The organism is Mucilaginibacter sp. P2_A5 (genome assembly GCF_056404995.1).
The window spans coordinates 64,731-84,175 of sequence record NZ_JBFUCY010000023.1 but is presented as its reverse complement, the minus strand read 5'-3'; the positions used below and the strand labels follow the sequence as shown (position 1 = coordinate 84,175).

The following is a 19,445-nucleotide window of genomic DNA, read 5'->3' as shown; positions in this document are numbered from 1 at the left end:
TTATGACCGATACTAATCTACCTATAACAGCATCGCAGATAACCGAACTAATTGACCTTGTAAAAAAGGTACATGGTTTTGATTTTTCGGGCTATACCAAAGCGTCATTAAAGCGAAGGATTACCAGGATCATGCAGCTTAAAAAGCTAAGCTTTTATGATCTTAAGCACGTCCTGGTAAACGACCAGGGGTTTTTCCAGGAATTTTTGGAAGAGATAACCGTGAACGTAACCGAGATGTTTCGCGATCCCTCGTTTTATAAGGGTGTAAACAACCAGGTTATACCGTATCTTTCCACTTATCAGCATTCCAAAATCTGGGTAGCCGGCTGCTCTACCGGCGAGGAGGTGTATTCAATGGCCATCCTGTTGCGCGAGGCCGGCTTAAGCAACAAATCGTTCATTTACGGCACCGATATCAATACCGAGGTACTTAGGGAAGCACGCCGCGGTATTTACAGCCTGCGCAACATAAAAAGTTATGCCGAAAATTATCAATTTACGGGTTTAAAAGGCTCCATTTCAGATCATTTTACTATCTTGTACGATGCAGCTTCCATACACAATGAATTGAAGCAAAATACGTTATTTTCGGTACATAACCTGGTTTCAGATGGTATATTCAACGAGTTTCAGCTTATAAGTTGCCGTAACGTGTTCATTTATTTTGAAACTGAACTACAGGAACGTATCCTGGAGCTATTTTATAAAAGCTTGTGCCCTTTGGGCTATTTGTGCCTGGGGAGCAAGGAAACAATCCGGTCGGATACTTTTAAAAGGAAGTTTAAGGTGATTAATTCAAAAGAAAATATTTACCAAAAAATTGGCTCCTGATAAAAACCTGGTTGAACGATGGAAAACTGCCGAAATACTGCTGCTCGGTGGCTCTGCCGGTTCGTTTAAACTATTGTTCCAGATAGTTAAATTGTTTGCGCCCAACCTAAACAAAACGGTAATTATTGTAATTCACCGCAAAAAGAACTTTTTTAGCGAAATTGAAAAACTCTTCGCCGAAAACAGCCGGATGATGATGCGTGAAATTGAGGATAAGGATATCTTAAACAAGGGTACCATTTATATAGCTCCTGCAAATTATCATACTTTAATTGAAAAGGAAGGAACATTCGCGCTCGATGTATCAGAGTCGGTGTGGTTTTCAAAACCATCAATTGATGTAACCTTTGAAAGCGCTGCCGAAGTTTACAAAGAGCGGTGCATGGCCATACTGTTATCTGGTGCAAACCAGGATGGTGCAGAGGGCTTGCTTAAATTACGAAACAGCGGCGCCACAACCATTGCCCAGCATCCCGACGATGCAGAGATGGACGAAATGCCGGCGGCGGCAATTAATATTGGCGCCGCAGAATATATTTTACATACTGACGAAATTTTTAAATTATTAAGCACATAGTATTTCACCATACACTAATCAATATTACATGACCCCTGTGAATATTCTTATTGTTGATGACAGAGAAGAGAACATCATAGCGCTTGAGGCCTTATTAAAACGCGATGATATCCGTATATTTTCTACAACATCCCCCAACGAGGCGCTTAAGATAGCCTGGGAAACGCAAATTGCCATAGCATTGGTGGACGTACAAATGCCCGAAATGGATGGATTTGAGCTGGTTGAAATGCTTAAATCGAACCCGAGGACTAAAGATATTATGGTAATTTTTGTTACTGCTATATCAAAAGAAACCAAATACGCTGTTAAAGGCCTCGGCACCGGCGCCGTTGATTACCTTTATAAACCACTCGATCCCTATATAACATCGGCCAAGGTTGATTCATTTGTTCACCTGGCCCGCGCACAGGCCGAAATTAAGCTCAAAAACAATGAGCTGCAAAACTACTCGATAGTTGTAAAAAATTCGGCAGATATTATTTGTTCTGTTGACGCCCAAACCCTGCGGATTGAAAATATTAACCCCGCAGTAGAAAGTATTTTGGGCTTTAAACCCGACGAATTACAAGGTACAAGCATTGTTAACCTTGCTATTGCCGAGCACCAGCCGGCATTCAGACACAAACTGGGCGAAATTATTAAAGATAACCTGGCCTTCGCCGTATTTGAAGGAAGGTTTGAACGGTTTGATAAACGGGTAATATGGGGAGAGTGCCGGGCATCGTACCACAATAAAATGATATTTATCAATATCAGCGATATATCGCCCCAAAAAAGTTACCAGGAACAACTTATCAAATCAAAAGACCAGGCAGAATACACCAAAAAGGTTAAGGAAACTTTTTTGGCCAATATGAGCCATGAACTGCGAACCCCGGTTAACGGCATTATTGGCATTACCGCTATGTTACTTAAAACTAATATAGACGATCAGCAAAAGGGAATGCTTGATCTTTTGGAAACTTCATCAAAATCATTATTGGGGGTTATTAATGACGTGCTGGATATCTCCAAAATCGAGGCTGGTAAATTTAATATCACCCGTACGGCAAGTAATGTACATGAAATCGTAAAATCGGCATTTGACCTCCTTAAATTCAGGGCCGATGAAAGCAATATTGAGTTTTTGCTGGAGATGGATGCTGATGTGCCCCAAAACCTGATGGTTGATTCGTTGCGCTTAAACCAGATATTGATGAACCTGCTGAGCAACGCCATTAAGTTTACCGAAAGGGGTTATGTAAAGCTAAAGGTATCGGTTATGCAAAGGCATGCCGATAAAGTAAAGATAAAATACAGTGTTGAAGATACAGGTATTGGAATTCCCCCCGATAGGATTAACCGGGTATTTGAGTCGTTTGAACAAGCCGCAGAAGATACAGTTAGTAAATATGGCGGTACGGGCCTTGGGCTTGCTATTGTAAAAAGACTGGTTGAGCTTAAAGGCGGCGAGCTTACAGTAAGCAGCCAGATTGGTGTAGGCAGCACCTTCAGTTTTATTAACTGGCACACCATTGCGGCCAAACCGGTTGAAAAGATAGCTGTGAAGCCCGATAAAGCGCTTGCTCCTTTTATAAACATAAGCGTACTTGTTGCCGAAGACAATATGGTAAACCAGTTTATGCTATCGAAAATATTGAAAGATTGGCAGGTACAGGTAGATATGGTTGATAACGGCCGTAAAGCACTTGACAAGCTAAGGGCCAACCACTATGATATTGTATTGATGGATACGCATATGCCGGACATGAACGGTTATGAAACCGCCAAAACTATCCGGGTTGATTTTGAGGAACCTAAAAGAAGCATACCCATCATATCGCTTTCGGCCGCTTCATTTGGCCACGAACAGCAAGAGGCATTAACCGCCGGAATGAATGATGTGCTGTCAAAACCTTTTCAACCGTACCAGCTGCACGAAAAAATGAGCGTACTTTTAAATGTCGGCCTACAAAAGCTAAAAGTTTAACCTGGTTTGCCCCACGCCCATAACATTGGCCTCGTGCTGCAACAGCCATTGCTTGCGCCAAAGGCCGCCGGCGTAACCGGTTAAGCTGCCGTCTGAACCTATCACCCGGTGGCAGGGTACCACAACCCAAAGATGATTTTTTCCGTTGGCCGCCGCAATTGCCCTAATGGCCAAAGGGTTGTTCATCTGTTGAGATTGCTGGAGGTAAGTGGTTGTGGTACCGTACTCAATATTTAATAAACATTCCCAAACCTGCTGCTGAAAATCGGTACCGGGCTGCTTAATGGGAAAATCGAAGGTTTTCCTTGTGCCATCAAAATATTCCTGTAGCTGGTTAATAGCTAATTGAAGCAATGGCGTAGCCGGTGGCTCAATCTCATATTCCTCATCCCGGATAGAGATGCCCGAAATCAATTCATCAGTCTGCGTAATGCGGACTATTCCGATGGGGGTACGGTAATAGGCTATTGGCATGGGTTTGTTAATTGTATTCAAAATTAAAGAACTTTTTTCTAAGTTACTTTTCTGCAAAAATTCAGTCTTATTCTGTCCGCTCAGGGTCTCCTTGAAAAGGGACCCTGAGCGAGCCTGCTTAGTGTTACCCATATTGATAGTGCTACCCGAATCCCTCAGGGTCCTCTGTTCAGAGAGACCCTGAGGGTACTAAAAAAACTAAGTCGCTTTTCTGCAAAAAATCAGCCTTATTCGGCATAAATAGTTGCCTTTTTCATTTCATCGGCTAATCTGTGGATAGTATCTTCAATTTTTTTTGCCTGGTTAAATGACGGGTTTTTTACTCCCGAAGAATATTGGCGCAGCAAACCCGCATGAATACCTGCATGCTTAGCCACCTTACTAATATTTAAAAAATCAAATTCCTGGAATAATGCATACATATCATAAACATAATCGAACGATACATTATTAGGATCAATATTTTCAAACTCTTTTAGCAAGCTTTTAATCTTATGGTCAATATCCGCAAGGCTCGTTCCAAAATCTGATATCAGGTTATCGTTATAATTAACTCTTCCCCATAATCCACCTTCACCTTTTTCAACTACAAGTTCCATTTTAATTTTTTCCATGATTTATCAAGTTTACAATGCTTAAAAAAATCAAATAGTGGGGCTATTTAAGCCCCGCCTGTTTGAATATAGAATTCAACGTTCCCCTTGGTATGTCCCCCGAATGAACGGGAACAGTGACTTTACCGGGTTTTACTGGATGAACCAATTGTAAGTGACTGCCTTTTTGAGTTTTTTCAATCCAGCCATCAGCTTTCAGGGTTCGTATGAGTTCCTTTGAATTCATATGCAAAAGTAGCAAAAATGCTACTTTCTGTAAAATTTTTTTGTTTTTATTAATGGATTAGCGAAGCCGATTATGCGATTAGTGAGTTTAGACAAATGCCTGAAATCCCTTATTACAAATTATTACCTTTGCCACATGAAGCTTGTCCAGGAAACTATCCATTTATTAAAAAAAGAAATTTTGCTGGAGTGGCGGTCAAAATATGCTTTTAACGGGGTTTTGCTGTACGTGGTATCAACGGTATTCGTCTGCTATATTTCGTTTAACCAAAGTTCGGGCCTCAGCGGTACCACAGCCTACCCGCTGGTGTGGAATGTGTTGTTCTGGATTATTATGCTGTTTGCATCGGTAAATGCAATTGCTAAAAGCTTTATGCAGGAGAGCAAAAGCCGATTACTATATTACTACTCCATTGCCAGCCCGCAGGCTATTATACTTTCAAAAACCATATACAATATTTTGCTGATGACGCTCATCAGCTTTTTGGCCCTGTTGGTATACCAGGTTTTTTTTACCAATAAACTTGGCGACCTATGGTTTTATTTGCTGGCGGTTTTAATGGGCAGCATCAGTTTTTCAACAGTATTTACCATGATATCGGGCATAGCATCAAAAGCTGGCAATAATGGTACGCTTATGGCCATCCTAAGCTTCCCTGTAATTATTCCTGTAATATTAATCCTTATCCGCCTAAGCAAAAGGGCAATGGATGGGATAGAACGGAGCTTGAGTTACGGCGATATCGGTGTTCTGTTTGCCATTAACGCTATTGTAATTACAACCGCGTTGTTGCTTTTTCCTTATTTGTGGCGCGATTAGGTATTAAACTGTGGTCAGGAATCAATCATAGTTATTAAAAAATCGGCAAGTAGTTCTGCTTTTTTATAGCACTACCCTATTTTATTTTCTAATAAGGCATATACCTCTTGGTAATCGCTATCGCCAAGCTCCTGCCGGCTAAGGTGAAATACGATGGCGCCGGTATCTTTCGCTTTAATATAAATATTATCCTTATAGGCTTCAAAGGGTTTAAAAAGCGACCAGCTTAGCTTCATGGATTTTTCTTTGTCTTCGTAAAAAATGCCATCGTCGTTAAAAATATAGGTGCAATCCATCCCTTCTTTTTCAAAGCGGTCGCTAATAGTTTTAATTCTCTTATGGAGTTTTATCCATCGCTCTATCACCCCTATCCACACTAAGGTTATGTAAAAAATAAACCCCGAGGCGATTGTTTTGCTGACAGAAAACTGGTTTTTATTGTCGGGCGCGAATTCTATCAGCGTCAATATGGCCGCAACTACCGACATATAGATATATTGCTTAAAGGACTTCTGCATAGCAAATTTCCAAAGGCTTTTTTGCCCGCTTGCAAAAAGTGCGCGGTTAAATTGAATATGAATGACTTTTTGCTCCATAGGTAATAAATTGTGATAATGGGTTGAAGATACAGTTTATATTAGTTCAGGTTAATGAATGTTGTTGAATATCGGCGATGCTACCAAAATCAGTGCCTGGACGATACGCAAATATATCGCCCTAAATTCTAAATTTGCCCATCAATAAATCCGACATCGAACATCCGAATTCCCAAATCATATGAAAACTATCCTCATAAAATCAGCAACAATAGTTAACGAAAACAGGCAATTTGTAGCCGACGTATTGGTGAAAGATGGTTTAATTGACCGGATAGACCCGCAAATTCATGCCCATGCAGATGAAGTTATAAACGCTGAAGGTCTTTACCTTTTCCCCGGCTGTATTGATGACCAGGTGCACTTCCGCGAGCCGGGGCTTACCTACAAGGCCGATATTCATTCCGAATCGCGGGCGGCGGTAGCGGGGGGCATTACTTCATTTATGGAGATGCCCAATACAGTGCCTAACACATTAACACAAGAACTGCTGCAAGATAAATACGACATCGCATCGCGTAACTCGCTGGCTAATTACTCATTTTTTATGGGTGCATCTAACAACAACCTGGACCAGGTACTGCGCACCGATACGGCCAATGTTTGCGGCATTAAGGTTTTCATGGGTTCATCAACAGGTAACATGCTGGTAGATAACCCGCAAACTTTGGATAACCTTTTTGCCAACTCGCCTATGCTAATAGCAGTGCATTGCGAGGATGAGGCCACTATTAAAAGCAACCTTAACCATTACAAACAGTTGCTGGGCGAAAATATCCCTATCGGGCTGCACCCCAAAATACGCAGCGCCGAGGCTTGCTACCTGTCATCATCAATGGCGGTTGAGCTTGCTAAAAAGCATAATACACGCCTGCATATCCTACATATTTCAACGGCGCTTGAAACACACCTTTTTGATAACATCACGCCACTAAAAGACAAACGCATTACTGCCGAGGCCTGCGTGCACCACCTGTGGTTCACAGATGCCGACTACGAGACTAAAGGCAACCTGATTAAGTGGAACCCGGCTGTAAAAAAAGAAAGCGACAGAGACGCTATTTTGCAGGCTGTTTTAGATGGCCGTATTGATGTAATTGCCACCGACCACGCCCCGCACACCATCGAAGAAAAAGCGCAACCCTACCTACAGGCCCCATCAGGCGGCCCGTTGGTACAACATGCCTTGCCTGCCATGCTGGAGCTTTACCATCACGGCAAAATTAAGCTTGAACAAATAACCGAAAAAATGGCGCATAACGTTGCTACCTGTTTCCAGATTGACAGGCGCGGCTTTATCCGCGAAGGCTACTGGGCCGACCTGGCTTTAGTGGACCTGAATAATCCCTGGAACGTGAACAAAGCCAACATTTTATACAAATGCGGCTGGAGCCCGTTTGAAGGTACAACATTCCGCTCGCGGATAGCTTACACCCTGGTATCGGGCAATATTGTGTACGCCAACGGAAGCCTGGTAGAAGGTGAGGCTGGTAAACGCCTGAATTTTAACAGGTAGCAGGGACGACATTTTCTCAATACAGAAAATTCTGTAGTAAAAAAATCTCCAAATATGTCATTGCGAGTTGTAAAATTTCACGAAATTCCGAAGGGGAAATGACATCAAAAATAAGGACTGTCATGCTGAGGAACGAAGCATCTATTCGCGAACTTTTCTATCGGTGATGCATAGCTGATAGATCCTTCGTACCTCAGGATGACAGGTAAGTTGGATATGTCATGGATAGGAACGAAGCAATTGCGAACTATACAAAGTGGACGTGCACAGTTCGCGATTGCCGCGCTACGCTCGCAATGACATGACTATTGTTGATTCTTAAACTGAGCGTATCATTACCATTTTTTTTTGTCAGATTGGTGGCTACGGGACATAGACGGGCACATCATCTACCTTACTTTACCCCAACATAAATCTCCACCTCGGCATCCTCCGGATCCTGGGCCTTGGCGCCCCAAACATCAAAATCGGCAATGTATTTTCTGTCGAGGTTGCTGCTCCATACGTTTTGCCAGGCTTCGGCCACACAATCGGGCAGGCGGCCTTTGGCAACGTATTTTACGTAATCGGCCGCAGGCACTATCAGGCTAATCAGCCCTTCGGGGATGTTATCCAGCGAACTTACCTTACAACCCAATATGGCGGTATAAAAACCTGTATGGTCGCTTTCATAATCGGCATAAACACAATAAATCTCGTCCGTTATCCTGTCTTCAATCTGCAACAGCACATTGTCGTCCATAAACCGGCCCCATAGCTCGCCAATGTCCTTTGCCGACTGACCATTTCGATTTGTTGTGCGTACCGAAATACCTTCTAAGAAGAAACCTTTAACGTGCACTTTTGCTGTTATTACTGTCATTACTATTTGTTATACTGGTTTATAATTAACTATTGATCAATATTTTATAATACTTACTTAATATTTTAATTCATCATACCGAACCGTCATTGCGAGGTACGAAGCAATCCCCTGCATGCTAAATCCCACATAGTTCGGGATTGCTTCGTACCTCGCAATGACGAGCGGAGTCTTACTCAATCATCTTTTTCAGCCCTTCAAACATACCTTTCCAGTTTTGTTCCGAATGCTCTTTGGCTTCCTGGTTTTTAATATTATCCTGGATAATGGTCAATGTGGTTTCGCCGTTTTCCTCGTCAAGGCTATAAGTGATGTTGGCATAGTTTTCAGGCTTATCTTCGGTACCGGCCATACTGCTCCAGTAGCTGTAGGTAACAAATTTCCCGGGATCAATTTCCAGGATAGTACCCTTGTCTTCATATTTATGACCATCCCATTCGCCGCTGAATTTAATAGGCTCCCCTACCTTCCAGGTCGATTCTAAATTGGTTCCAAAAAAGTATTCTTTTACCATTGCCGGGTCGGTAAGTCCCTGCCAAACTTTAGCCGCAGGGGCCTTAAATTTAATTTCAGTTTTTAACGTTAGCTTTTCCATAATGAAGTGTTTTATTTATTGTTTATTGGTGTTGGTTCGTTTATCAGCATCTGGTTTTTTATCAGCTCAAAATCGTGCCCGGGTAGTTCAAAAAACCCAAACCGGAAGGGATAGCCCCATGATTGTTTATTGGGCATAAAGCTCAATTTATCTACCAGGGGTACTATCGGTGTTTCCTTACATTGATAGTAAGTAACATCGCGGCGAAAAGGTTTGAAATCGTCGCTCATTTTATATTGATATATCTCGTCGCCGGCAACCCGGCCTATGGCCGTAAATGCCTGTAGTTTTTCATCACCATCCATGCTCTTTTTAGGCGAATAGATGATTACCCAGTCGCCGGTCGCCATGCGGGTTAGCGGCCCTTGCTTACCATGATTGGCCTGCATAAAACCGCCGGCCACGCCGCGGGTAATATGATCTTTTGATACTACGGTTATCCAGTATTTCATAACATTAAGCTATTGATAGGGTTAACAAAAATATGACCAACAAATGCAGCCCTGCATAAACGGGTGTCATTACCTCTTTTTTAGGGTCGCGAAATTTGATGTGCGTGTAAACAGCTCCGGCCAAAATTACCGGGAACAGCGCCATGCCATAAATGCGGGCTGGGCCATAAAGCATCAGGCTGCTGCCCAGCACTTCAATAAGGCCAAGCAGGCGCATTAGCCAAAGCGGGTAGCCCCAGCTTATAAACTGCTGCACTTTCTCTTTTTGACCAAGTAATTTCTGAAAGCCAAAAATGTAGCCAGGTACCACATATGTTAACAGCAGTACCCATAAAAGGATTGTTTTAATTTCCATGTGTTGTAGATTTTGATTACAGCACAAATAAAACACTGGCCGATGACAGCAGTATGTCAGTAGGAATCCAGCTCCTGCAAATTTTTTTGGCTGATGGCGGTGATAATGGCGGCTACCCTTTCTTTCAGGGCATCGGGTTTAATGATCTCGGCACGGTCGCCAAACATCATGTACCAGCGGGCAAAACTCTCTATAAAGGCGGTTAAAAACGTCATTTCTATTTTACCGCCGATGGTTTTCTCGGATATAAAACCACTGTAATATTTCTGATGCTCCAGGTAATTGTAAATTTCTTTATCAACCCTGATCACCACTAACTCTAAATCTTTTTCTTTTGCGGTTTGGGCTATATAGGCTTTTAAAGTAGGATGTTTACTGTTGTTATAACTGGCATCGGTGACCGCCAGTTTGCGAATACGGTCGATCCTGAAATCGCGGTAATCATTGCGCAGGCGGCAATAGGCAATAAGGTGCCAGAAACTGCCCAGGTAAACAACACCTACAGGCTCCACATCGCGCCGGGTATTTTCCTGGCTGTGGCCTGCAAAGTAATCAATACACACCACCTTTTTATGGATGATACTATTCAGTATGGTTTGAATATGATCGTTATTGTTTACCACCCGCACCGGGCTGTAGCTTTTCATCACTTCGATGCTGCCATCCAGGTTTTCAAGCGCGTCCTTTTCAGATGTTTTTAAAATGGCCCGCACCTTATACATGGCCGATTGGTATTGCGCGTTGGTGGTAGCATCGGTAAACTTTTCTACAAATTTCTCGGCGGTTAAAAAGGCAGTGGCTTCTTCGCGGGTAAACATCACGGGCGGCAGGCGGTAGCCATCCATAATGGAGTAACCTACACCGGCCTCGCCTATCAGGGGTATACCCGCCTCTTCCAGCGTTTTAATATCGCGGTAAACCGTGCGCAGGCTAATATTGAAGCGTTCGGCAATATCACCGGCCTTAACTACCCGGCGCGATTGTAACTGAATCAAGATGGCAGAAATACGGTCGATGCGGTTCATACACCAAATTAAACAAAAAAGGGGTTACATTTGTATTATTATTTCAATTATCACCTTTATGGCTATTGAACAGGACGACAAAATTATAACATTTGAAAACTATTATGATGTTATGCTGGCGCACATTGTACGCACCAAGCTGGAAGATAATGGAATTTCCTGTTTTATTGCCGACGAAAATACACTTACTGCAAACCCGCTGTACAACCAGGCGGTAGGCGGCATCAAACTCAAAATATTTGAACGCGACCTGGAGAAATGCCGCGCCATATTAGCCGCCGAAGGCGACATGCATGATCTTGACCATGTAGAACTGGATGAAGAAACCAACAGTGCGGTCATATGCCCTTTTTGTGGCTCAACCAATGTACGCCATGGCGAGGCTACGGTTGAAAGGGTGCATTGGCTTACCGCCATTGTATCATTTTTACTGCTGGTTTTCCCGTTTTATGCGCGCAAGGCATGGCATTGTTTTAATTGTCACCAGGATTTTGAGTAAAGAGCCTCACCCTGCCCTCTCCAAAGGAGAGGGTTCTTAAAAGTCAAACTATTACTTATTCTTGCAAATCAAAAGTCCTCTCCTTTGGAGAGGATTTAGGTGAGGCTTCCTTTGGAGAGGATTTAGGTGAGGCGCTTTATTTTTTGCATGTTTTAGCTATATTAGCGATATGTACAATCGCCGTAAGTTCATCAAAATATCAGCTGCAGGTGCCTCTTTAGCAGCACTTTCAAAGTCAGCTATAGCAAAAACCGTTTCATTAAAACCCAAAGCTAATTTCCCTATCGTGATATCAACCTGGGATTTTGGCATTTTAGCCAATAAGGAGGCCTGGAAAACACTTGAAAAAGGCGGCCGTGCACTGGATGCAATTGAAGCGGGTGCACGCGTACCCGAAGAACTGGACATAACCAATGGCACAGTTGGACGTACCGGCACACCAGATCGCGATGGCCACGTTACCCTTGATTCGTGCATTATGGACGAGCTTGGCAACTGTGGGTCTGTTGCGGCGATGGAAAATATAGCGCACCCCATATCGGTTGCGCGTATGGTAATGGAAAGAACGCCCCACGTAATGCTGGTTGGCGAAGGCGCTACACAATTTGCGGTTGAGCAAGGCATGAAAAAGGAAAAGCTATTGACACCCAAAGCCGAAAAGGCCTGGAAAGAATGGCTTAAAACCGCCAAATACAGCCCGGTAATGAATATAGAGAACGGCAGCAACCGCCCCGGTGGTAAATATAACCACGATACCATTGGTATGCTGGCCATTGACGCCAAAGGCAACATATCCGGCGGCTGTACCACCAGTGGCATGGCTTTTAAAATGCATGGCCGCGTGGGCGATAGCCCCATCATTGGCGCCGGATTGTATGTAGATAACGAAGTTGGGGGAGCCACGTCAACCGGCGTAGGCGAGGAAGTAATACGCAACGTTGGCAGCTTTTTGGTGGTTGAACTGATGCGCCAGGGCTTATCGCCCGAGGATGCCTGTAAAGAAGCCGTACACCGCATCATCAAAAAGAAACCCGAAACAGCCAAACAAATCCAGGTTGGATTTTTAGCCATCAATAAAAAGGGCGAATATGGTGCATATGCCATACAGGCCGGTTTTTCATTCGCGGTATGCGATGCCAAGCAACAGGATTTATTAATACCGGGTAAGAGTTATTATAAATAGAGGTTCGGATCCTCGGGGTGTGAGGATCGGAAGCAGGGCTTAAACCGTAATGGTTTTGTTGATGACTATGCAATCCCGAACCCGGCAACCCGAACCTCGAACCAGAAAACATGATCCTCGAACCAAGAAAACACCAACCTCAAAATGACCAATAAAATTTCACTCGAAGTTTGCGCTAATTCGGTTACATCGGCTGTGGCTGCGCAGGATGGTGGCGCTATCCGGGTTGAGCTTTGCGAAAACCTGAAAGAAGGTGGTACAACCCCATCGCACGGCCAGATCCTGTTGGCCCGTAAACTGTTGCACATTAAATTATTTGTATTGATAAGGCCCCGCGCCGGCGATTTTTTATATACCGACCTGGAATACGATATCATGATGGCCGATATCCGTTACTGCATTGATGCAGGATGCGATGGTGTAGTTATTGGCATACTGCATGCCGACGGCTCCGTGGATAAAAAACGATGTATAGAAATGGTACGCCTTGCCAAACAATGGGGCCTGGGTGTTACCTTTCACCGGGCTTTTGATATGTGTCAAGACCTTTACAAGGCACTGGAAGATATCATTGAAATAGGTTGCGACCGCATCCTGACCTCGGGCGGCAAAAGTACAGCCATGGAAGGCGTTACTGTTTTAAACCACCTGGTGCAAAACGCTGCCGGCCGCATCAGCATTATGCCCGGCGCCGGCGTAAATGAAGCCAACGTTGCCGACCTGGTACGTTTTACTAAAGTGACCGAAGTGCACTCGTCGGCACGCATACCCGTTCGCAGTAAAATGGAATACCATAACGACCACATCTTGCTGAGCGATGTGCCTGGCGATGAGGATACTACCGATGTGACCGGCATTGACAGAGTGAGGAAGCTGATTGAATTGGCGAATAGCAGGTAACAGCACTCAATATCGTTGTCTATATTATCATACTAATTCTAATTCATAAGGATTAGAAATTGTCCGTTTTCCAAATCGCTTTAAAAGCTCAAGTTCATTAGTTTCATTAATTTTTTCTTTCAATAATATTTCCTGAACCGACGGCTGTTTAAGTCCAGGGATGCGTGTCTGAAAAAATGGCCAAAGAGTATCGTTTCGATAAACCTTATCTAAATCTGAAAAACCAATAATACGATTGTACTCAGAATGATTTTTGAAATCATTAGAATATTTAAATTCCCAAACCCCTTGGTCACAATGAAGCGTTCCAACAACAATATCATCCACCCTTAATTCAAACGTTGCATGTTCATTTTTCGGAAGATGCGGTTCAGCATCTTCATTATTTTTTGCAAATAATCGTTTTAATGCGTTTAACATATCATATCTCCCTTATTTTTTTAAATCGTTCAGTTAGTATGTAACTAATTAACTCTCCCCGCTCTTTTATAAAGAAAGGATAGAACTCTAATTTTAACATTTTCAATATTGCCGTTTCATTTTCTAACGAAGATAACTCATTAATAGTTTGTAAATATTCTGAACTATTCGTTTTTAAAAAAGCAATAAGATCAAAATGATTAATTTCACTATTCCCTTCTACACTGACCCTTGGGCAAGCATCATTTATATATTTGACAACCTGCTTTCCATTGCTTTGTTGTAATTTCTTATATTTAATTACATTAACATCACTAAAGTTCCAAAGCAAACCTCTTGCCGAGTCGTATATCGGAGCAAATCTCGGCATTTGATTTGATTTTTTCTTTGTTGTAATAATACCCCAATTGTAAAAATGTCGATCATTATTACCCACCAAAGCATCAAACGTTAACATTCGGACAAGATCCAAAATAAGCTTTTTATAAACTTCGGGGAATATTGCTTTAATCGCCTGGCCGATAAATTCAAAAGTAAACAACGCCCGCGCAGTTATTTTTTCATTTGCTATCTGCTGGGCCAAAGCCATGTCTTCTAAAAATTCACCACAAATTTCAGCCCCATGAATAAGTGATTCATTTTTTGTAAGAAAATATTTGCTCAAAAACCTTATCTGCGTATTAATCTTGCATAATCGCACCTCATTCATACACAATCCCAAATCTTGTCCAATTCTGTTTATCATATATTCTACAACCGATTCATGAGGATACCACTTTTCGGCAGTTTTTGCTATATACGGAATCCAGCTTTGAAGATTAATCTTTCTTATTCCACTATCTTCAATGAAATTATAAACCCTAATAAACTCTTTGGGAGCATCGCCATCTAAAGGAAACCCTTCTACATAGTAGTGCCTATCTTTAACCGACTCAATAAGTTTTTCGTTTGATAATATCCCTGAACAATTAATAGATTTTTCTATTCGAAGTTTGGTAGCCAGGTCTGCCATTAGATAGACATATATACATTCTCAAATATACAAAATTAGAGGATAAAAACCAATAGCAGGTATAGCTATCTTCCGCACTAAAAAAACGTAACCGGCAATACCAGCTCTATCCTGTTCCTTCCTGTCCCTCCAAAAAAGTCTTCATCCAGCAAGCGGCTGTACCTGATACCGAAGGAGATGCTGTTTTGGTTAAAAAATTTGGTATCAAAAAACAGTGTCCCGCCTGCCGAGCGGAAGTTTTGTTTAAAGCCGCTGCCATCGGTGTAAAAATTATTGGCGGTGGCGTGCGTGTAATCAAAAAACAATGCACCACGCAGGCGCAGCAGGTAAACCAGGTTGCCAAAGCCGCCATCGGGATAGGCAATCGGGAAATGGTAGGTTAAGCCCAGTTTGTTCATATCCTCCAGGTTTTGGGCAGCATAGCCTTTGCTGAAAGGGAAGTTGTTAGAGAAACTGATTACATCGTCCTTACCCTTTTGTTGGTGCGCCAGGCTTACTACCAAACTGTGGTTGGTAACCAGGCCGGGGAAGTAAAAAGTGCCGGTGGCCAACAATTGAGTAGCGCTTGCGCCCGCAACCGTAGCCTTATAATTTATGCTGATGCTTTGCGCAAAGGCCGGGTAAATATTTTTACGGGCCCTTTGGGTTTGATTGTTAAACGATATATAATTGTTCAGGTAAGTATAGCTCCTGTCGGCATACTGTGCGGCATAGGGCTGCTGAAAGCTGGTACGATTAAAATACAGGTCGCTGCCGACGGTAAGGCTGGTAAAGTTTTTGCCTTGTGAAAGGTTGAGCGGTACCTGTAAACCGCCATGCAGCTGGGTTTCATTCCAATACACGTAATTGCCTTTGGCAAAGCCCCGCCTATCCAAAGTATAATCGGCGCCGGCAGATAGGTATGGGAACAGCGCGCCATATATGGCATCGAAACTAAACTCTTTATAACCTTCGTTAGTATTATAATTGAAAGAAACCTGCGATTGGAAAGTATTCAAAACGTTTTCGCCCACAATGGCCACCGAATAATTAGGGTCGCTGATGTTGGGGATGAGGCTATGAAAATTAAACAGGCCGTGTAGTTTTGAATATTTGGTAACCGGCAACGGCTTATCAACCACCCGGTCCAGCATATTGGCCGAACTGTCTTTTTCAAGCGCCTGTATGCCCATTAGTGGCAGATTGCTGTTGGCATATAAATCGCCTGCATCAATCCATTTCAGTTCCTTGCGGTTAGCCTCGGTTATTTGGTAGCCTGTTGCAGTAAAACCAACCCAGGCCATTTTATGATCGGAAACCGCCGGCTGATAACTGCCTATGGTGGCATCGCCCGCAGCAGGAAGTAACTCATAAAGTTTGCCAACACCAATCATTAGAGCAAATAGCCTGTCCTGGCGCTCTACAACGTTCGAAAAATATGCTGTATCACCTTTTAGCGCTGTAAACCCCATCGGCTTAAAGGTAAAAGGTAATAAATACCTGCTTTCGCCGGTGGTTATATCAATCAACGCCAAAGTCATTTTACCTTCGGGATTCCGTACGGCTGAGAGCAACTGGTTGTTTTTATAAAACTTAGGATATGTGTAAAACAGCTTTCGTGGGTTAGGCACAACTTTCAGCAACTTACCATTGGTATTCAATATATGCAGCTCGCTTTTACCCGATGGACCAACCCGTACCGCTACAATATTATTACCATCGGCACTAAATGCAGGGGCAAAGTATTTAGCTTTTTGGGTAATACGCTGCTCCTGCCCTGTATTTACATCCAACAGCATCAGTTCGCTGTAATCGCGATATCCCCACCGGGCATCAGGACGATAGGTAGCATAAACTATTTTACCGTTGCGGTAATCAAAATAATTATCGAGCGAATAAGACCGCGTGCTTATTTTACGCTCCTTATCCCCTGTTTTAACCACAAAAGCCGGAATATGGTCATAACTACTTTTCACGTAAATGAGCGTACTGTCGTTCACAAAAGCAGGGTATTCCCTATCGGCATCAAAGTGTTTGGGCGACGTCGTTTTAGCAGGCTGATTTTGCATATCTGCCGCAAACTGCCCTTTAAAATAATCCAATCCCTGGTTTGCAAATGCTTTAAAGCTGGTACCTGTGTGTTTTTTTACAGCATTTTGAAAAGGATAAAAACCGGTATAAAAGCCGGCTGCATCGTGCGTGATATTTTTCCAGATATCATCGCCATATTTCTCGCGGCCGTACGATACCAGCATATAGCCAAGCGGATAATGATCGGGCGTATAATCGCGGTACGATCCGTTGCGCAGCTTCATGTAGCTGTAATTTTTACCTGCCACCCATAAAGCCCGGTAGCCATTAAAAAAATAAGGCAGGCGCCCCCTGCCCTGTTGGCTTACGTGGGTTTCGTTAAACACGGCATCGCCCTCAAAAAACCAGTTGGGTACCGATAGGTCATTCCCCAGGGCCTGCCCCCCTTCGCCAAAAAGGATGCGCAGAAAACGGGATAAACCTACGTTGAAATTATTGTATTGCTGCACGTGCCTAAACTCGTGTATGGCCAGTTGCTGTTGCCATGGCAGGCTGCCTATCTCAAAGTTATTTTGATCGGGTGTTAAAAAAAACTCGCTCCTGAAGGGCGCCAAACCTACATAGGCGTTTGATATCGTAGTTTGGTTTTGCAATACAATGCTAATCTGCCGTTGCTTATTACCAATGGTAGGTTTTATCAGCCCGCTCATTTGCTGCACAATATTGGCCACGTTAACCGCTGCCGTATCCATCCCATACGGAAAAATAACTTTAGCAGCCGGAGTATTCACCTGTTTCCACCTGGTGGATGGCGGGTTGCCCCCAAACTCCTGGGCAGCAGCGGTGGTTGCTATGGTAAACAACAACGGCGCCAGCAATTTGGGCAATATTTTATAGGCAGATGGACGCTTGTTCATTAAAGGTTGAAAGTAGGTAGATTTTGCTATTTAAGCAATAGTTTATTGAGGCTGGGCATGTGCCGAAGAAAGGGGCAATTGCGGGCTTTGCACTTCGAATATTTAAGGTACTATTTAATTAGTACTAATCGATCAGCATTGGCCCGCTCAGTTGCCGCGGGAGGGCTGTTACTTTGTCTTGAAACAAAGTAACCAAAATTCAAGTCGGCAGCAATGCTTCTTTGCCGCACAGGCCTTTGCCCTGCAAATCGGCCAGAACCTCGGCTGCAATTATTTGCCCCGCTTCGCCCGCTCTATCTCCACGCTTCTGCAAAACTTGCTATGCCATGCCACCGCACTGTCCACCATCGTTCTGTCCGCTTTCGCCCGAAGCCCCGCTGCCGACGGGAAGGGAACACGAGAGATTTTCGTTTAGCAAAAAACTATCTTTGTTCTTTTGTCCAAAAATCCGTCCTCCTAAAATCCTTGCTTCTTTGTCCAAAAGTCCTTGTTCCCTCCAAAAATCTTTTTTCAAATAATTTAAAATGTTTTCCATCATCAATCGTCTGTACCTTTAAAGGAATAATAAATTGATAACAGCCGTAATGCCCGAAGACAAAAACAGTCATATTATACATACCATTAAAGCGTATGGTAAAAGCCTGTTGAGTTTTATAAGGCGGCGGGTAAACAACGATGCCGATGCCGAAGACATTCTGCAGGATGTGTGGTACCAGTTTAGTTCGGTTATCAATTCGGAGCCTATTGAGCAAACAAGCGCGTGGCTGTACCGTGTGGCCCGCAACAAAATAACTGATAAGCATAAAAAGAAAACAGAAACCCTGTTGGATGATATGCTTGCTACTGATGAGGACGAAGAGGATGCCGATAATTTTAAATCGATCTTGTTTGCCGAAACCAGTACACCCGAAACTGAATACCTGCGCAACCTGTTTTGGGACGAATTATTTTTGGCGCTGGATGAATTGCCCGAAGAACAGAAACAAGTTTTTATATGGCATGAGCTTGATGATGTGCCGTTTGAGGAGATAGCTATCCGCACCGGTCAAAATATAAACACCCTGGTATCGCGCAAACGGTACGCGGTGCTGCACCTGCGCAAAAGGCTTAAACAGTTATACCTTGAAATAACAGAATATTAAAAAGAATTTAAAACATTAAAAGATAATGAAAAGATCATTTTATAAAGCGCGGTTTATCCTGTTCCCCATTGGGGCGGCCACCATCCTGGCACTCATCAGTTTTGTGGTGATGCAGTTATGGAACAATTTACTGCCGGTTATACTGCACGTAAGCGCCATCACCTTTTGGCAGGCCATGGGGATATTTATTTTATGCAAAATACTGTTTGGTTTTGGCAAAGGCAGTAAACCGGGTTGGGCCCGCGGAGGATCGCCATGGATGCGCAAACGGATGGAAGAACGTTTTAAAAACATGAGCCCCGAAGAAAAGGAAAAATTTAAAGCCAAACTGAAAGACCGCATGTGCGGCTGGGACAACCACGGCCACGGCGGATTCGGACGCCGCCCATGGGACGATTTTGCATCAACAGAAGAAAAAGGAGATTAGTGGGTTAGTGAGTGGTTGA

23 protein-coding genes are annotated in these 19,445 nt (G+C 43.3%); 10 read left to right on the top strand and 13 right to left on the bottom strand.

Annotated features, from left to right (window positions below):
• Positions 1-2: 2 nt before the first annotated feature.
• Genes AC1DXF_RS20205 through AC1DXF_RS20195 form a run of 3 tightly spaced genes read left to right on the top strand, consistent with a single transcriptional unit; the run spans position 3 to position 3,382 of the window.
• Positions 3-833: a CheR family methyltransferase gene (locus AC1DXF_RS20205; protein WP_477450511.1), complete on the top strand. Its 831-nt coding sequence runs from the start codon at positions 3-5 to the stop codon at positions 831-833.
• Positions 823-1,410, top strand: a complete 588-nt coding sequence (locus AC1DXF_RS20200) for a chemotaxis protein CheB (protein ID WP_477450510.1) — start codon at positions 823-825, stop codon at positions 1,408-1,410. The genes AC1DXF_RS20205 and AC1DXF_RS20200 overlap by 11 nt, the downstream gene beginning before the upstream one ends.
• Before the next feature lie 28 nt (positions 1,411-1,438).
• Positions 1,439-3,382: a hybrid sensor histidine kinase/response regulator gene (locus AC1DXF_RS20195; RefSeq protein WP_477450509.1), complete on the top strand. Its 1,944-nt coding sequence runs from the start codon at positions 1,439-1,441 to the stop codon at positions 3,380-3,382.
• On the opposite strand, the gene AC1DXF_RS20190 is transcribed toward AC1DXF_RS20195, so the two are convergent.
• From AC1DXF_RS20190 to AC1DXF_RS20180, 3 genes are all read right to left on the bottom strand, one after another.
• The gene (locus tag AC1DXF_RS20190) at positions 3,371-3,856 is read right to left on the bottom strand and encodes a methylated-DNA--[protein]-cysteine S-methyltransferase (RefSeq protein WP_477450508.1); all 486 of its coding nucleotides are present in this window, start codon (positions 3,854-3,856) and stop codon (positions 3,371-3,373) included. The two genes, AC1DXF_RS20195 and AC1DXF_RS20190, sit on opposite strands and share 12 nt — an antisense overlap.
• Before the next feature lie 227 nt (positions 3,857-4,083).
• On the bottom strand, positions 4,084-4,470 hold the full coding sequence (locus tag AC1DXF_RS20185; protein ID WP_477450507.1) for a hypothetical protein: 387 nt from the start codon (positions 4,468-4,470) through the stop codon (positions 4,084-4,086).
• Between the two features lie 43 nt (positions 4,471-4,513).
• Positions 4,514-4,696, bottom strand: coding sequence for a type II toxin-antitoxin system HicA family toxin (locus tag AC1DXF_RS20180; protein ID WP_477450506.1), 183 nt, complete (start codon positions 4,694-4,696; stop codon positions 4,514-4,516).
• 135 nt (positions 4,697-4,831) lie between these two features.
• Here AC1DXF_RS20180 and AC1DXF_RS20175 point away from each other — a divergent pair, with 135 nt between their 5' ends.
• Complete coding sequence (locus AC1DXF_RS20175) at positions 4,832-5,515, top strand: heme exporter protein CcmB (RefSeq protein WP_477450505.1); 684 nt, start codon at positions 4,832-4,834, stop codon at positions 5,513-5,515.
• A gap of 71 nt (positions 5,516-5,586) precedes the next feature.
• On the opposite strand, the gene AC1DXF_RS20170 is transcribed toward AC1DXF_RS20175, so the two are convergent.
• A complete protein-coding gene (locus AC1DXF_RS20170) occupies positions 5,587-6,111 on the bottom strand; it encodes a hypothetical protein (RefSeq protein ID WP_477450504.1) in 525 nt (174 codons plus the stop codon).
• 181 nt (positions 6,112-6,292) lie between these two features.
• Here AC1DXF_RS20170 and AC1DXF_RS20165 point away from each other — a divergent pair, with 181 nt between their 5' ends.
• Positions 6,293-7,627 carry a dihydroorotase gene (locus tag AC1DXF_RS20165; RefSeq protein WP_477450503.1) on the top strand — a complete coding sequence of 445 codons (1,335 nt, stop codon included), beginning with the start codon at positions 6,293-6,295 and terminating at the stop codon, positions 7,625-7,627.
• Between the two features lie 394 nt (positions 7,628-8,021).
• Here AC1DXF_RS20165 and AC1DXF_RS20160 read toward each other — a convergent pair whose 3' ends face one another.
• The 5 genes from AC1DXF_RS20160 to AC1DXF_RS20140 form a co-directional block, all read right to left on the bottom strand.
• Positions 8,022-8,489, bottom strand: coding sequence for a GyrI-like domain-containing protein (locus AC1DXF_RS20160; RefSeq protein WP_477450502.1), 468 nt, complete (start codon positions 8,487-8,489; stop codon positions 8,022-8,024).
• A 172-nt stretch (positions 8,490-8,661) separates the two neighbouring features.
• A complete protein-coding gene (locus tag AC1DXF_RS20155; RefSeq protein ID WP_477450501.1) occupies positions 8,662-9,084 on the bottom strand; it encodes an SRPBCC family protein in 423 nt (140 codons plus the stop codon).
• 11 nt (positions 9,085-9,095) lie between these two features.
• Positions 9,096-9,536: an EVE domain-containing protein gene (locus tag AC1DXF_RS20150; RefSeq protein ID WP_477450500.1), complete on the bottom strand. Its 441-nt coding sequence runs from the start codon at positions 9,534-9,536 to the stop codon at positions 9,096-9,098.
• 4 nt (positions 9,537-9,540) lie between these two features.
• Positions 9,541-9,891: a DoxX family protein gene (locus tag AC1DXF_RS20145; RefSeq protein ID WP_477450499.1), complete on the bottom strand. Its 351-nt coding sequence runs from the start codon at positions 9,889-9,891 to the stop codon at positions 9,541-9,543.
• A 56-nt stretch (positions 9,892-9,947) separates the two neighbouring features.
• Positions 9,948-10,916 (bottom strand): helix-turn-helix transcriptional regulator, encoded by a 969-nt coding sequence (locus AC1DXF_RS20140; protein WP_477450498.1) that lies wholly within the window; start codon positions 10,914-10,916, stop codon positions 9,948-9,950.
• Positions 10,917-10,974: 58 nt separating this feature from the next.
• On the opposite strand from AC1DXF_RS20140, the gene AC1DXF_RS20135 reads away from it, so the two are divergent.
• The 3 genes from AC1DXF_RS20135 (at position 10,975) to AC1DXF_RS20125 (ending at position 13,498) form a co-directional block, all read left to right on the top strand.
• A complete protein-coding gene (locus tag AC1DXF_RS20135) occupies positions 10,975-11,415 on the top strand; it encodes a putative signal transducing protein (RefSeq protein WP_477450497.1) in 441 nt (146 codons plus the stop codon).
• Positions 11,416-11,584: 169 nt separating this feature from the next.
• A complete protein-coding gene (locus tag AC1DXF_RS20130; RefSeq protein WP_477450496.1) occupies positions 11,585-12,598 on the top strand; it encodes a glycosylasparaginase in 1,014 nt (337 codons plus the stop codon).
• Between the two features lie 144 nt (positions 12,599-12,742).
• Complete coding sequence (locus AC1DXF_RS20125; protein ID WP_477450495.1) at positions 12,743-13,498, top strand: copper homeostasis protein CutC; 756 nt, start codon at positions 12,743-12,745, stop codon at positions 13,496-13,498.
• A 27-nt stretch (positions 13,499-13,525) separates the two neighbouring features.
• Here the strand turns inward: AC1DXF_RS20125 and AC1DXF_RS20120 are convergent, their stop codons facing one another.
• The 4 genes from AC1DXF_RS20120 to AC1DXF_RS20105 form a co-directional block, all read right to left on the bottom strand.
• Positions 13,526-13,918 (bottom strand): HipA N-terminal domain-containing protein, encoded by a 393-nt coding sequence (locus AC1DXF_RS20120; RefSeq protein ID WP_477450494.1) that lies wholly within the window; start codon positions 13,916-13,918, stop codon positions 13,526-13,528.
• A gap of 1 nt (position 13,919) precedes the next feature.
• A complete protein-coding gene (locus AC1DXF_RS20115; protein ID WP_477450493.1) occupies positions 13,920-14,930 on the bottom strand; it encodes a HipA domain-containing protein in 1,011 nt (336 codons plus the stop codon).
• Positions 14,931-15,007: 77 nt separating this feature from the next.
• Positions 15,008-17,857: a hypothetical protein gene (locus AC1DXF_RS20110; protein WP_477450492.1), complete on the bottom strand. Its 2,850-nt coding sequence runs from the start codon at positions 17,855-17,857 to the stop codon at positions 15,008-15,010.
• A gap of 319 nt (positions 17,858-18,176) precedes the next feature.
• On the bottom strand, positions 18,177-18,395 hold the full coding sequence (locus AC1DXF_RS20105) for a hypothetical protein (RefSeq protein WP_477450491.1): 219 nt from the start codon (positions 18,393-18,395) through the stop codon (positions 18,177-18,179).
• 31 nt (positions 18,396-18,426) lie between these two features.
• Here AC1DXF_RS20105 and AC1DXF_RS20100 point away from each other — a divergent pair, with 31 nt between their 5' ends.
• Entirely contained in the window at positions 18,427-18,999 is a 573-nt protein-coding gene (locus tag AC1DXF_RS20100) for an RNA polymerase sigma factor (protein WP_477450490.1), read from the top strand.
• A 25-nt stretch (positions 19,000-19,024) separates the two neighbouring features.
• Positions 19,025-19,426 carry a hypothetical protein gene (locus AC1DXF_RS20095; RefSeq protein WP_477450489.1) on the top strand — a complete coding sequence of 134 codons (402 nt, stop codon included), beginning with the start codon at positions 19,025-19,027 and terminating at the stop codon, positions 19,424-19,426.
• The last annotated feature ends 19 nt before the right edge of the window (positions 19,427-19,445 follow it).